Annotated in this window: 12 protein-coding genes, 1 tRNA gene and 1 other annotated feature; of the genes, 10 read left to right on the top strand and 3 right to left on the bottom strand. The window is 45.3% G+C overall.

Annotated elements, in window-relative coordinates; translation table 11 throughout:
• The first annotated feature begins 10 nt into the window (after window positions 1-10).
• On the top strand, window positions 11-607 hold the full coding sequence (gene rbr / locus IJ369_RS03045) for a rubrerythrin (protein ID WP_290715838.1): 597 nt from the start codon (window positions 11-13) through the stop codon (window positions 605-607).
• Window positions 608-637: 30 nt separating this feature from the next.
• Here the strand turns inward: rbr and IJ369_RS03040 are convergent, their stop codons facing one another.
• On the bottom strand, window positions 638-1879 hold the full coding sequence (locus tag IJ369_RS03040) for a DUF4317 domain-containing protein (protein ID WP_290715835.1): 1242 nt from the start codon (window positions 1877-1879) through the stop codon (window positions 638-640).
• Between the two features lie 213 nt (window positions 1880-2092).
• Here IJ369_RS03040 and IJ369_RS03035 point away from each other — a divergent pair, with 213 nt between their 5' ends.
• The 6 genes from IJ369_RS03035 to IJ369_RS03010 all read left to right on the top strand — a co-directional run bounded on the left by IJ369_RS03035 (window position 2093) and on the right by IJ369_RS03010 (window position 8531).
• On the top strand, window positions 2093-3973 hold the full coding sequence (locus IJ369_RS03035) for a 5'-nucleotidase C-terminal domain-containing protein (protein ID WP_290715833.1): 1881 nt from the start codon (window positions 2093-2095) through the stop codon (window positions 3971-3973).
• Between the two features lie 140 nt (window positions 3974-4113).
• Window positions 4114-4186, top strand: a tRNA-Thr gene (locus IJ369_RS03030).
• A gap of 98 nt (window positions 4187-4284) precedes the next feature.
• Entirely contained in the window at window positions 4285-4530 is a 246-nt protein-coding gene (locus IJ369_RS03025) for a hypothetical protein (RefSeq protein ID WP_290715831.1), read from the top strand.
• 161 nt (window positions 4531-4691) lie between these two features.
• The gene (locus IJ369_RS03020; RefSeq protein WP_290715828.1) at window positions 4692-5561 is read left to right on the top strand and encodes a DMT family transporter; all 870 of its coding nucleotides are present in this window, start codon (window positions 4692-4694) and stop codon (window positions 5559-5561) included.
• 108 nt (window positions 5562-5669) lie between these two features.
• On the top strand, window positions 5670-6551 hold the full coding sequence (locus IJ369_RS03015) for a DMT family transporter (RefSeq protein WP_290715825.1): 882 nt from the start codon (window positions 5670-5672) through the stop codon (window positions 6549-6551).
• A gap of 159 nt (window positions 6552-6710) precedes the next feature.
• Window positions 6711-8531 carry a choice-of-anchor I family protein gene (locus IJ369_RS03010; protein ID WP_290715823.1) on the top strand — a complete coding sequence of 607 codons (1821 nt, stop codon included), beginning with the start codon at window positions 6711-6713 and terminating at the stop codon, window positions 8529-8531.
• Window positions 8532-8587: 56 nt separating this feature from the next.
• Here the strand turns inward: IJ369_RS03010 and proS are convergent, their stop codons facing one another.
• Complete coding sequence (gene proS, locus IJ369_RS03005) at window positions 8588-10024, bottom strand: proline--tRNA ligase (RefSeq protein ID WP_290715821.1); 1437 nt, start codon at window positions 10022-10024, stop codon at window positions 8588-8590.
• A 66-nt stretch (window positions 10025-10090) separates the two neighbouring features.
• Window positions 10091-10290 (bottom strand) — a binding site (T-box leader).
• Between the two features lie 177 nt (window positions 10291-10467).
• On the opposite strand from proS, the gene IJ369_RS03000 reads away from it, so the two are divergent.
• The 3 genes from IJ369_RS03000 (at window position 10468) to IJ369_RS02990 (ending at window position 13695) form a co-directional block, all read left to right on the top strand.
• Window positions 10468-10998: a cysteine hydrolase family protein gene (locus tag IJ369_RS03000; RefSeq protein WP_290715818.1), complete on the top strand. Its 531-nt coding sequence runs from the start codon at window positions 10468-10470 to the stop codon at window positions 10996-10998.
• 152 nt (window positions 10999-11150) lie between these two features.
• Entirely contained in the window at window positions 11151-12272 is a 1122-nt protein-coding gene (locus tag IJ369_RS02995) for an aminopeptidase (protein WP_290715815.1), read from the top strand.
• 316 nt (window positions 12273-12588) lie between these two features.
• Window positions 12589-13695, top strand: coding sequence for a C40 family peptidase (locus IJ369_RS02990; protein ID WP_290715813.1), 1107 nt, complete (start codon window positions 12589-12591; stop codon window positions 13693-13695).
• Window positions 13696-13807: 112 nt separating this feature from the next.
• Here the strand turns inward: IJ369_RS02990 and leuB are convergent, their stop codons facing one another.
• The gene (gene leuB / locus IJ369_RS02985) at window positions 13808-14890 is read right to left on the bottom strand and encodes a 3-isopropylmalate dehydrogenase (protein ID WP_290715810.1); all 1083 of its coding nucleotides are present in this window, start codon (window positions 14888-14890) and stop codon (window positions 13808-13810) included.
• Between the last annotated feature and the right edge of the window lie 6 nt (window positions 14891-14896).

The raw sequence follows: 14896 nt of genomic DNA, 5'->3' as shown, positions 1-14896 counted from the left end.
AGGAATCAACATGGATTTTAAAAACAGCGAAACAAAAGAAAACCTGATGCGGGCCTTTGCAGGGGAAAGCCAGGCCAGAAACCGCTATACCTTCGTCGCATCTCAGGCGAAGCAGCAGAAAATGCACGTGGTGGAAGCAGTATTCACCTTTACTGCCAATCAGGAAAAGGAACATGCGGAAATTTTCTATAACCATCTGAAAGAACTGGCGGGGGAAAATATTCATATCGATGGCAACTACCCCGTAGATATTTATGAATCTGTGCTGCAGGTGCTGCGGGCGGCTCAGCATAACGAATATGAGGAATTTGACCCTGTCTATAAGGCCTTTGGTGATAAAGCCATGGAAGAGGGGTTCCCTAAAGTTGCGGCATCTTTCCATCATATCGCAGGCATTGAAAAGATCCATGGCGACCGCTTTGGTCAGCTGGCAGACCTGCTGGAGCAGAATAAACTGTTCATCAATGATGTGGAATGTAAATGGATGTGCCTGAACTGCGGCTTCGTTTACGAAGGCAAGGAAGCACCGGCTATGTGCCCTGTTTGTCAGCATGATAAGGGATTCTTCATCCGACTGGAACTGGCACCTTACACTACGGATAAATAAAAATAAGCCCCTGAATAGGGGCTTTTGTTTTTAAAATGGTGCTTCGTCCAATTCGCTGCCATTGATGGTAGCGTGTTCGTCCTCTTCCAGGGGAATAACGATGCATTTTTTGCCATTGATGATTTCTGTTTTGATGACAGGCAGCTTTTCGGGGGAAACCTGCAGGATGATTTCCTTTTCAGGGGCCTCCGCAGGTGCGGGGGCTTCTGTGGATTTTTCCTCCAGTTTCTGTTTCAGAGATTCCACTTCCAGTGCCAGCACCTCTGCTTTTTTTGCAGCGGCGCGGGCATTCAGAGCTTTATTGTCGATGAGATTTTCCGCCAGGGGAGGGGCATCGCCAAATTCTTCCTGACAGATTTCTTCCACTTTGGCAATGACATCTTCGGAAAGACCTTTATCCGCCATGGCTTCACGGATGGCAGGAGCAGTCAAGAGAACTGGTTCGTTTTCAAATACGTTCTTATGCTCATCCACCATATCGCTCAAATCCTGCTGGATATCCAGAATCAGGTTTGCGGGGTCTTCCACCTCTGCGGAAATGACTTCCTTCAAAATCGCATGGAATGCTTTCTTTTCTTCTGTAGCGGTGCGCTTGGGTTCGCAGCCCAGGGCTTCCTTCATAAAATCAGGCTGCGCCTTTTTTGCATCCTTCACAAAATAGCCCATGGCGTTCACATCGCTGCTTCTATCGGAAAAAGCAGGGAAGAGGAAGCCTGTTTCGGGCACGGAAACCACCCAGTCACGGATACGGGGGGCAATGCAGTTTTTATCCTTATGATAGCCCAGGCCGGCCTTTGTCAGTTCTACAGGGCAGATGGCGCAAAGGATGTATTCGTAAACTTCTTCGGATTCATCCAGCTTATTGTTGTCCGTTGTTTTCAGAGGAACGTCGTAGGCATCGTGGAACAGCAGGATCAGGTAATTCCCTGCATATTCGTATTCCTTGATGATGCGTTCATAGAGCAGATCTAACAGGCCATCGCCTTTCAGGCCGCTGTCCCGCAGGGCAAGGAAGAATTTCTGAGCTTCTGTGCCGGCTTCGTCTTTCAGGAAAGAAAGTTCCAGCAGGTTGTTACCAATGGTGCCGGAAAGAGCTTTTTTGGCAATTTCCAGATATTTATAAAATTCTTCTTCTTCCAGATTGAGGAAAGTTTCGTTCATATGTAAGATGATATTTTTCTGGCTGTCCACATAGCAGCCGCGCATTTTCGTAAAGGTGCAGGCGTCTTTTTTGAAGCGACGCTTCAGTTCAAGGATGTCTTTTTTCTGCATGATGCTCTCCTTTCTTTCGTTCAAAAACTTCACCTGAATATTATAAAGACTTTTGGGCAGGACTGCAAGGGTTTTGAAAAGTCGAACAAAGTCGAAAGTTTTTTGTTCAAATTAGATAAAATTTTTGAAATACCATTCCTTTTTTTGACATTCTATGCTATGCTTTAGGTGTGTTTTAAATACCTTTCAACTAGGAAAAGGAGGAGAAAACGTATGAAAAAAGCATTATCTTTGCTGCTGACAGCGGCTATGGTGATGGGGTTGTCTGTTCCCGTAATGGCGGGCGATCTGGATGGCAAGCTGGTCATCCTGCACACCAATGACATCCACGGTCACTATGAAGTTACGGAAGAACAGGTGGGCATTGCCGGTGTAGCAGCGTTGAGAGATTATTATGAAGACATGGGCGCGGAAGTGCTGCTGATCGACGCAGGCGATTTCTCTCAGGGTACGACTCTGGTGAACCATGACAAAGGTATGAAGGCAGTAGAATATCTGGTAGAAGCGGATTATGATGTGGTTTCCCTGGGCAACCATGAATTTGACTTTGGTAAAGAAGCCGTTCTGGATATGACAGCGGCTCTGGAAGCAGGCGGCGTTCCTGTTCTGGATGCAAATATCCTGAAAGATGGTACAGATGAAGCTGTTTTTGGCGATAACATGATCGTGCAAAAAGGCGGCCTGAGCATCGGCCTGTTTGGTCTGGATACAGCGGAAACACAGACAAAGGCTGCACCCAGCAGCGTAGCAGGTATGGATTTCGTTGATAAAGAAGCAATGTTTGCTCTGGCACAGGAACAGGTAGATGCACTGAAAGCAGAAGGCTGCGATTATATTGTTGCTATTACACATTTGGGCGTGGATGATGAAAGCACAGGCAGAAAATCCACAGAACTGGCTGCAGCAGTAGAAGGCATCGACCTTGTCATCGACGGTCACAGCCACACAGAAATGGATGGCGGCGTGATGGTTGGCGATACCATGATCACAAGCACTGGCTGCTATATGGCAAACGTTGGTACTGTTGTAGTCGATCTGAAAACAAAGGAAGAAACAGCAGAACTGATCAGCGCAGCGGAATATGCAGCAGACTATGCGATGTATGATGCAGAACTGACAGAAATGGTAGCAGCTGACGTAGAAGAGATCAATGCGATCTACGAAGGTATTTTTGCTGAAACAAAGGTTGACCTGAACGGCGAAAGAGATCCTGGCGTTCGTAATATGGAAACAAACCTGGGCGATTTCTCCGCTGATGCATACCTCTACGCCGGCAGAGAATATGTAAAAGAAGCTGGTCTGGATATGAGCGTTGACGTAGCTTTGTCCAACGGCGGCGGTATCCGCGCAAGTATTCCCACAGGTGAAATCTCCATGAACACTCTTTATACCGTATTCCCTTATGGTAATACAGTTGTTCTGGTAACAGTAACAGGTGCGGAACTGCTGGAAGTTCTGGAAGCATCCACATTCTGTACTCCTACAGCGCTGGGCGGTTTCCCTCAGATCGCTGGTGCGGAATTTACAGTAAATACAGCTGTTCCTTATGAAAATGGCGAACAGTATCCCAATTCTACATACTATGCTCCCGCAAATCCTGGCAGCAGAGTAACGATCACAAGCGTAAATGGTAAACCCTTCGACCTGAATGAAACTTACACAGTAGTGGTAAACAGCTTCCAGGCGGAAGGCGGCGACACATACTATGCACTGACAAGATGCTCCTTCGTACACGATACGGCTATCGTTGACGCAGATGCGCTGATTTCCTATGTAAATTCCATGGATGGTGTAATTGGTACAGAATATGCAGAGCCTCAGGGGAGGATCAAAGTGGTTTCTGAACCCGTGGAAACACCTGTTGCTCCTGAAGAACCTTCTGCAAGCGCTGTAGAGCCCGTGAAACCCGTTGAAACTCCCGTGGAAACGGTAACAAACCTGTATAAAGTCGTAGCTGGTGACACTCTGTGGAAAATTGCACAGAAAGAACTGGGGGATGGCTATAGATGGAGAAGCATTTACGAAGTAAATAAAAATATTATCAAAAATCCTAACCTGATTTATATTGGTCAGGAACTGGTAGTGAAGAAATAAGAGGATTTAGAGAAAAGGCGGCGCTGCTTTGCGCCGCTTTTTTGCGAGAACTGACGAATATCGTCGAAGGTATTTTGTGCGGAAGAAAGGAAAATTTCTTGCTTTTTTAAGCGGAGTATATTATAATATTTATCGGTTATGCTGATATGGCTCAGTTGGTAGAGCAATTGATTCGTAATCAATAGGTCGCGGGTTCGAGTCCCGCTATCAGCTGAAAAAAGCCCGAGGATCTTGTATCTTCGGGCTTTTCTTTTTGCATGGATTGACATACATTCGGAAATGGACATATATCAAAGCAGAAAGTCATGCAAATGGTTGAAATAAAAGGGGGCGCTTTTATAAAAAAACGATTTATGGCTTTGGGTTTATGTGCGATGATAGGTTTTTCTGCTGGGAACATACAGCCTGTTCAGGTGGCTGAGAATATCCCGTCAGAAAACGCTGTTGCATATACCCACCCAATCAATGGTAAAGAGGTAGAGGTTGTAAATTCAGACTTGAGTGATTTCATTCGGGTCTGTTTTTTCGAACAAAAAACAAATAAATGTAAAAAATAGCGAACAAAAGCGTTGTATTATTTACAGCTGTTTGCTATAATGAGCTAGAAAGCGGAGAGATTTTCTGCAGGCATCACGGCTCGGTGCCTGTGGTTTTCCTATATTCCTTCCTCCGCTTTTCTCATGCAATTATATGTTTCATTTTTTAGGAGGAAACACAAATGACAACAAATAAGAAAAAGGTATTTGGCCTGGCTTTTCTGACAGTTTTCCTTTGGGCATCGGCATTCCCTTTGACAAAAGTAGCCCAGGAACAGTTTACTTCTATCCCCTTGGGCTTTCTGCGCTGCTCTGCGGCTGCCATCTTCCTGATGATCATCGGGAAACTGTGCCATATCAGACTGCCTCAGAAAAAGCATATCCCTTTGTTCTTCGTATCCGGCGGCCTGGGTTTCACGGGCTATATGATCACCTTTAATACGGGCATCCTGACCCTGACCTCTGCAACATCCAGCATCATCATCGCAGTAACACCTATTCTGACAGCTATCGTAGCATCTAAGCTGTATAAGGAAAAGATCAAACCTATCGGCTGGGCGGCAATTGCGTCTGCATTTATCGGCGTGTTGATCCTGCTACTGTGGGAAGGCGTATTCTCCATCAACGTAGGTCTGATCTGGACGATCGGCGCTTCCATCGTATTCTGCGGTTATAATATTATGACAAGAAAACTGGGTGCTATGGGCTATAATGCGCTGGAAATCGTAACCTACAGCATGATCTGTGGCGCGATTTTACTGGGTTTCTGGGCGGCAGAAGGCTTCCAGCAGCTGGCGGGTGCAAGTACAAGCCATATCGTTGCACTGCTGTATCTGGGTGCATTCCCCAGTGCTACGGCATATTTCCTGTGGGGCAAGGCTATGAGCTTTGCAGAAAGAACCAGTGAAGTAACAAACTTCATGTTCGTTACACCGTTGCTGTCTACGGTGATGGGCTTTATCATTCTGAGGGAAGTTCCTAATATGGGTACTTTCATCGGCGGTGCCATCATCATCTGCAGTATCGTGGTGTTTAATCTGAAAGGAAAATAAATATGAAAAAGAAAAGGAGCAATCAGCTCCTTTTTTATTGCTTTTTTGTATAAAAAGGTGTACCTTGTCTAAAGGAGAATTTGTAACGAAAGAAAAGAGATGAAATAAATGACAGCACAAAAAAAGAAAGTGGTAGCGTATAGCCTGTTTACCATCTTCCTTTGGGCATCGGCATATCCGCTGACGAAAATTGCCCAGACCCATTTTACACCGATTCCGATTTCCTTTGTCCGCAGCTTTATTGCAGGCTTGTTTATGCTTGCGATCGGCAGGATGAATGGGATGCAGATGCCGAAGAAAAAACATATTCCGCTGTTTCTGGCGTCGGGTGCATTGGGGTATGTGATTTATACGGTAGCCATGAATATTGGCCTGCAGACACTTCCTTCTGCCACATGTAGTCTTCTTGTGGCTACATCTCCTATTATGACCGCAATCATAGCGGCAAAAGTATATAATGAAAAAATCAATCTGATCAGCTGGTGTGCGATCTTTATTGCATTTGCAGGTGTTGCCATCCTTTTGCTTTGGGATAGCGGCGGCGCATTCACCATTGATGCGGCTATGCTTTGGATGCTGCTTTCTGCTGCTTCCTGGGCAGGATATAATATTATGACAAGAAAATTGGTAGCGTTAGGATATACTTCTGCACAAATCACCTGTTTCAGCATGATCGCAGCGGCATTCTGGCTATGCTTCTGGTCTGTGGATGGTTTCAGAGAAACCTATACAGCGGAATGGAAACATATCCTTTCTCTGTTGTATCTTGCCATCATTTCCAATGCGGCAGGCTGTATCCTCTGGGGGAAGGCCATGGCTTACGCAGAAAAGACCAGTGAAGTAGCAAATTTTATGTTCCTGTCGCCGTTTTTGTCTGCGCTGATGAGCTTCCTGCTGTTAGGGGAAGTGCCCGGTATGGGGACGTTCATCGGCGGGGCTGTTATCATCGGCGGTCTGTTGTTATTTAATCTGAAGGGACAAAAGAAATAAAAATGGAAAGAGAGCATGGTTTTTACCATGCTTTTTTTGTTTTTAACAAAATGCTCTCCTGTTTTAACGGAGTTTCACGCAGTTTTTACATGGAAAGATGGTGGATTTTATTTTTCTAAGAGAAAATAGAAGCATCAAAAATGAAAAGGAGAGGTAATCATGAAACAAATGAAAAAGGCAGTATCCCTGATGCTGGTTTCTGCGGCAGTGCTGGGCAGCAACACACAGTGTTTTGCGGCAGAGGGAAAAGCAGAGGGTTTTGAAAATGGCAATGCGGTAGATCTCGTAAAAATTGGTGGTTACGATTCCGGCTTTTCCAACAAAGACGGCGGCGTAGCGGAGATCATTTCCTATGACACTGTGAAAAATCAGGCATGGGTAGTCAATGGTGCAACAGGAAAGCTGGATATTTTGGACATGGATGGCGTAACAAGCGCTGTTTCCAATAAAATGCCTGCAAAGAGTCTGGATATTCGTTCTATCGTGACGGAAGCGGCCCCTGATTTTGCTTACGGAGATATGACTTCTGTGGCAGTAAATAGTGAAAAAGGTATCGTTGCCATTGCACTGCAGGATGCGGATTATAGCAAACATGGCTATGCAGCGCTCCTGACAACAGAAGGCGAATTGCTGGCGATGATCGAAGCAGGCTGTCAGCCTGATATGATCACTTTTACCCCTGATGGTACAAAGATTCTGGTGGCAAACGAGGGCGAACCCCGTGAGGGCTATGGCGAAGGCATCGTTGATCCCGCTGGTTCTGTCACAGTTATCACTGTGGATGCAGCGGATGCAAAGAAAAGCACAGCCGTTACAATTGGTTTTGAAGCTTTCGATAGCCAGAGAGAAACACTGATTTCCGAGAACATCATTATGGTGAAGGATTCCATGCCTTCTGTAGATTTTGAACCTGAATATATTGCAGTAACAGATAAGGCTGCTTATGTGGCTCTGCAGGAAAACAATGCCATCGCAGTACTGGATCTGGAAACAAAGACATTCAGCGGCGTATACTCTCTGGGTTATAAAGACCTGAGCACGGCAGAAAATGCGCTGGATCTGGTGGAAGATGGTGTATACGATGCAAAAACTTATGATGCATTAGGCGCGTATATGCCAGATGGCGTAGCAGTTTATGAAGCAAAGGGAAAAACATATATCCTGACAGCAAATGAAGGCGATGCTCGCGAATGGGGCGACTACTGCAATGAAGTGAAGGAAACAGTGATCGCAGCAGACGGCACAGAAGCAAAAAAGGTTCGTGTGCTGGATAAAGCAACAACAGAAGGCCTGCCGGAAGGGAAAGCGATATTGTATGGCGGTCGTTCTTTCTCCATATATCGCGTGGACAAAGGCGGTTTAACGCAGGTGTTTGACAGCGGAAATGATTTTGAAGCAAAAACAGCAGCATACTTCCCTGAATACTTCAATGTTTCCAATGATGACAATGAATATGACAGCCGTTCTCCTAAAAAAGGTCCTGAACCTGAAAACGTAACCGTAGGTAAAGTAGGGGATAAGACATACGCGTTTGTAGGTCTGGAACGAATCGGCGGTGTGATGGTATATGATATCACAAATCCCGAAAAGGCAGCTTTCTGCAACTACATCAATACAAGAGACTTCAGTGAAGATCCTGATACAGCAGAAAAACTGACAGGCGATATCGCTCCAGAAGGTCTGGCATTCATTTCTGCAGAAAATTCTCCTTCTGGCACGCCTGTTCTGCTGGCCGCCTTTGAAGTCAGCGGTACAGTAGGCGCTTATGCCGTAGGCGAAGAACCTGCAGCCCCTGAAAGTCTGGTGAAACTGGAAATCGGCAGCGATAAGGCAACAGTCAATGGTGAAACAAAGGAATTGGATGTGCCTGCTTTCGTGAAAGATGGCAGAACATTCCTGCCTATTCGTTTCATTTCTGAAGCACTGGGTGCAAATGTGGATTGGGATGCAGCAACAAAAACAGTAACGATCTGGAAATAAAATATAAAAAAGAAAGACACGGTAAAAACCGTGTCTTTTTTGTGTATTTGGGTGAATTAGTATGCTCTGCCCCAGTAAACCATGTGTTTTGCAGGTTTGCCGCAGCATACGCAAACGTCGGAGATTTCTTCCTGTTCGAAGGGAATACATCTGCTTGTTGCAGCTGTTTTTTCTTTGATTGCATCTTCGCAAGCCTGATCGCCGCACCACATAGCTTTGATGAAGCCGGGTGTTTCGTTGATGATCTTGTCGAATTCTTCCATATTTTTTGCTGTATATGTTCTGGAATTTCTGTGTTCTGTTGCTTTTTTCAGCAGGTTAGCCTGGATTTCATCCAGCAGGGCAGGGATCTTTGTTTCCAGTTCATCCAGAGAAACAATGATTTTTTCGCCTGTGTCTCTTCTTGCCAGTACGCACTGGTTCTGTTCGATATCTTTAGGGCCGATTTCCAGGCGAACGGGAACACCTTTCATTTCATATTCGGAGAATTTCCAGCCAGGTGTCTTATCGGAATCATCCAGTTTTACGCGGCAGATGTTTTTCAGTTTGTCTTTCAGTTCGCCCGCTTTTTCCAGAACGCCTTCTTTTTTCTGCGCAATAGGAACGATGACAACTTGTGTAGGTGCGATTCTGGGAGGCAGAACCAGACCGCTGTTGTCGCCGTGAACCATGATAACAGCACCGATCAGACGTGTTGTCATACCCCAGCTTGTCTGGTGAACATACTGCAGTTTGTTTTCTTTATCGGAATACTGGATGCCGAAAGCTTTTGCGAAGCCATCACCGAAGTTATGGGATGTACCGGACTGCAGGGCTTTACCATCGTGCATCAGGGATTCGATTGTGAATGTGTGAGCAGCACCGGCGAAACGTTCTTTTTCTGTTTTTTCACCTTTTACTACGGGGATTGCCAGTACTTCGTGGCAGAAATCAGAGTATACATTCAGCATCTGGATGGTTCTTTCCTGTGCTTCTTCTGCTGTAGCGTGCGCTGTGTGACCTTCCTGCCACAGGAATTCCATGGATCTCAGGAAAGGACGAGTTGTTTTTTCCCAACGAACAACGGAGCACCACTGGTTGTACAGTTTGGGCAGGTCTCTGTGGGACTGGATGATGTTTGCGTAGTGTTCACAGAACAGTGTTTCGGAAGTAGGGCGTACACACATACGTTCTTCCAGTTTCTTGTCACCACCGTGTGTAACCCAAGCTACTTCGGGAGCGAAGCCTTCTACATGGTCTTTTTCTTTCTGCAGCAGGCTTTCAGGGATGAACATGGGCATGTAGCAGTTTTCAACATCTGTTGCTTTGAAACGAGCATCCAGATCTTTCTGGATCAGTTCCCAGATTGCATAGCCGTAGGGACGGATAACCATGCAGCCTTTGATACTGGAGTATTCTACCAGTTCAGCTTTTTTTACAACGTCAGTATACCACTGGGGAAAATCCAACTCCATATCGGTGATGGATTCTACAAATTTCTTATCTTTTGCCATTTTTGTTTCCTCCTTTGGAATTTATAATGCAGGTTTATGGGCGAAAAAAAAGCCTTCATCCCCATAAAAAGGGACCAAGGTCATTCGGCGGTGCCACCCTTATTGATGATAAAATCATCCTCTCGAAATCGTTAACGCCGAATCTACGCCGCATTTTCCCTGCGGAACTCAAGGGGCAGGTTCAAAAAGGTTTGCCGAGGCTCGCATCGACCGCCTGTTTTCTGAAGACAAATTGCTTTTCTACTATTCCCTGTCATTGTTTTTCACGCTATCTATGATAACCCGAAAAAGTCTGTTATGTCAAGGAAAAAGGCAGAAAATCATTTGTTTTTCCTCAAGTGGATAAGGTGTATTGACAGCTGCATTGACTTGTCCCTTTCCCTTATGGTAAAATAATAAAGTATGGAAAATTTCACCTTGAAACAGGGAAAGGAAGAATGAAAATGAAAAAGATCTTGATCGTTGTAGATATGCAGAATGATTTTATCGATGGCTCTTTGGGCACACCAGAGGCAGAAGCCATTGTAGAAAACGTAGTTGCGAAAATCAACACATATACAAAGGATTGTGTTTATGCCACAAGAGATACTCACCAGGATGATTACCTGCAGACCCAGGAAGGCGAAAATCTGCCCGTGGTGCACTGCATTGAAGGTACCCATGGCTGGGAGATCAATGAAAAAGTAAAAGCGGCCCTTGGCACAGCCGTTGTGGTAAATAAGCCTACCTTCGGCTCTCTGCAGCTGGCGGATATGATGATGATGGAATTCTTCGGTCATGAACTGTCTGAATGTGAAATCGAACTGGTTGGCCTGTGCACAGATATCTGTGTTGTTTCCAATGCGATGATCCTGAAAGCAAGACTGCCTGAAGTGAAGATCAGCGTGGATTCCTCCTGCTGCGCAGGGGTAACGCCTGAAAGCCACGAAGCGGCTCTGAAAACAATGCAGATGTGTCAGATCAAAGTGTTGTAAATGAACGAAGCAAAATGACTGCTTTCAGGAATTTACATGCGGACATTAAACAACCTAACTGCATGAGCATGAGTAAGACGGAATCTTACGAATGTTGTTAGCAGCTGTGAGTAAAACGAACAGTTGACTTTTGTAAAAGTGAGGTTCGATATATGAGAGACGAAAGACTGGAAAAACTGGCGGATGTGCTGGTGAATTACTCTACAAAAGTGAAAAAGGGCGATCGCGTTGCCATTTCCGCGGAGGATGTGGCTTTGCCTTTCATCAAAGCTGTGGCAAGGGCAGCAGTGAAGGCTGGCGCATTGGTGGATTACTATGTGGACGTGCCCGATGTGGATGCGGAAATTCTGAAAAACGGTGCAGAAGAACAGTATGCCCGTGAAAATATCCGTTTTGGCGCCTGTGCCAGAAGCGATGTCTGGATCAGCGCATGGGGCAGCGAAAATACAAAGACCATGCAGTCCATCGATGGTGAAAGACTGAAACAGAAGCGGCTTGCCAATAAAGAGAATCGCAAAATCTATTCCGATCGCATGGGCACAGGGAAACTGCGCTGGTGTGGTACTCAGTTCCCTACCAATGGTGATGCCCAGAATGCAGGCATGAGTCTGGAAGAATATGAAGATTTCGTATATGCTGCAGGCTACCTTTATGAAGCTGATCCTGTTGCAAAATGGGAAGAAATGGCGGCATGGCAGGAAAAATGGGTGAATTGGCTGGATGGAACGAAGGAATTGCATATCCTTTCCAAGGATACGGATATCCGGGTAAATGTAGACGGCAGAAAATGGATCAATTGCTGTGGCGATGCAAACTTCCCCGATGGTGAAATCTTTACTTCTCCTGTGGAAGATGGCATCAATGGCTATATTACTTTTTCTTATCCTTCCATTATGAATGGCAATGAGTTTTATGAAGTGCGTCTGACGGTGGAAAAAGGTCGCATTGTGGATGTTTCCTGCAAAAATGCGGAAATGCTGGATACACTGCTTTCCTATATCGATACAGACGAAGGCTCCCGTTATTTCGGTGAAGTCGCTATCGGCACCAACTACGGCATCCAGCGTCATACGAAAAATATCCTCTTCGATGAAAAGATCGGCGGTTCCATGCATATGGCAATCGGTGAAGCTTTTCAGGAAGCGGGCGGTAAAAATGAATCTGCTATCCATTGGGATATGATCAACGATATGACCAAAGAAGGCAGGATTTATGCCGATGGCGTGCTTTTCTACGAAAACGGCAGGTTTAAGGAAGAATTATTAGAAAAATAACAGAAAGGCTGCGGGATATTCTATTCTTGCAGTCTTTTTGAAAGGATGGGGGAGTTTTGTAAAAAGATTTTGAAGAAAATCGTAAAATTTTTAAAAGTTTTAAATAATTGAAAAATTTGTGTAAATAACAATAATTGGAAAGTTATGTAAATATAAAGAGCGAAAAAGGTCGAATTTCGGCCTTTTTTAATTGAGAAAAGTTGATTTTTATGCAAACTTTCATAGAAAAAAGGTTGACAGCTTTATTACTTTTTTATATACTGATTGTAACAGATTTGTAACAATTTAAAATGAAATGAGTTTGGAGGAGATTCCAATGCGTATAAATAAAGCGATCAAACAGTTTTGCATGACCGCTGTTTTTGTTGCTCTGGGGACAGTAACAGCTTTCGCTGCCAATGCAGGGCAGGCTTCCGGTACAAATGTAAATGTTCGTGCCGAAGCAAGCACAAGTGCTAACGTGCTGGGCAAGATCAACAAAGGCACAGAATATAATGTTCTGGGGAAAACAGGTGATTGGTTCAAAATTTCTTATAATGGCGCGAACGGCTTCGTTTCCGCAGATTATTTTGAAGTGACAAAAGCAGATGCGAATGTTGATGGTTCCAGTGTGAACCTGAGAGAAAGTGCTTCTACATCTTCCGATTCCCTTGGCAAATTTGCGGATGGCGATTATGTAACAGTAACAGGCCAGAATGATAACTGGTATCGTATCTCCTATAAAGGCGGCTCTGCTTATATCAGCAAGGATTATGTAACAGGCGATTACACAAGATATACACCTAAGTTTGAGAATGTATCTTCTCAGTCCGTGGAATCTACATACGGCGTGGTAACAGCTGATACAGGCCTGAAACTGAGAAAAGAAGCATCCATGAATTCTACAGTTCTGACAGTGTTGCCTTACGGCACAGAAGTGGACGTAGACAGAGTGGGTCAGGAATGGGTAAGAGTCGTTACTGACGCAGGCCAGAAGGGTTACGTAAGTGCAGATTACCTTTCCGTTAGAACAGGCGCAAGAACTACACGTTCCAGTGCATCCGGCAAGGGCGCAGAAGTGGTAGCATATGGTAAGCAGTTCATTGGTACTCCCTATGTTTGGGGCGGCACAAACCTGAAAACAGGCGTTGACTGTTCCGGTTTCGTATATGCTGTTTATAAAAACTTCGGTATCACACTGAACAGATCTTCCGCATCCATGGTAAGCAACGGCGTGGAAGTTTCCAAATCCAACCTGCAGGCTGGTGACCTGGTATTCTTCAACAGCGGCGGTAATAGTGGCATCTGTCACGTTGGTATTTACTGCGGCGATGGCACATACGTACATTCCACAGACGGCAAAGCCTATGGTGTAACAGTTACAAGCCTGAGCAGCAGCTATAGTGCAAGTACATATGTAACAGCAAGACGTGTTCTGAAGTAAAAAATTTCATAACGAAAAATCAAACCCCTCTGAGAGCAGAGGGGTTCTTTTTTGATATAAAATCAGCCACAGATCAGATAATCTGTGGCTTGTTTTATAAGGATTTTTATTATTATTTCTGGATAGCCTCGCAAATAAGCTTACCCATTTCTTTTGTACCAACTTTTGTTGTACCTTCGCTGTAGATATCAGGTGTTCTGTAGCCTGCATCCAGCACTTTTGTTACGGCTGCTTCGATGGCATTGGATTCTTCTACCAGACCGAAGGAGAATTTCAGCATCATTGCTGCGGAAAGGATGGTAGCGATGGGGTTCGCCATATCCTGACCTGCGATATCGGGCGCGGAACCATGGATGGGTTCATACATGCCGAATGCGCCGTCTGCCAGGCTGGCGGAGGGCAGCATACCGATGGAGCCTGTGATCTGGCTGGCTTCGTCGGAAATGATGTCGCCGAAAATATTGGAAGTAACGATAACGTCAAAATGTTTGGGGTTTCTGACCAGCTGCATTGCTGCGTTATCTACGTACATATGATCCAGTGTTACTTCAGGGTAGTCTTTTGCCACTTCTGTGACCGTTCTGCGCCACAGTTTGCTGCTTTCCAATACGTTTGCCTTATCAATACTTGTCACGCGTTTATTGCGCTTCATAGCGGCTTCAAAGGCCTGTACAGCGATACGTTTTACTTCAAATTCGCTGTATGCTTCCATATCGTAAGCTTCCTGGCCATATTTGCCTTCACGGTAGCCTCTTTCGCCGAAATAGATACCGCCTGTCAGTTCACGAACCACCAGGATATCCAAGCTGTCGCCAATGATTTCGGGTTTGATAGGGCTGGCTGCGCTCAATGCCTTATGGATGATGGCAGGGCGCAGGTTTGCATACAGACCCAGGCTGCTTCTCAGCTTCAGCAGAGCGCCTGCTTCGGGGCGCAGGTTTGCGGGCAGATGATCCCATTTGGGGCCGCCAACGGCACCCAGCAGGATAGCATCGCTGTTTTTGCATGCTTCCAGTGTTTCATCGGGCAGGGGTTCGCCGTATACGTCGTATGCACAGCCGCCTGCCAGTTTTTCGTTGAAGTTGAAGCTATGGCTGAATTTTGCACCAACACATTCCAAAACGCCCATAGCTTCGGTAACGACATCGGGGCCGATGCCGTCGCCTTTCAATACTGTAATATTATAAGAACCCATTTTCTT

Origin of the sequence: Anaerotignum sp. (assembly GCF_017483025.1) — a bacterium.
Classification (GTDB): Bacteria; Bacillota; Clostridia; order Lachnospirales; family Anaerotignaceae; genus Anaerotignum_A.
This window is presented reverse-complemented; position numbering and strand designations above follow the sequence as displayed.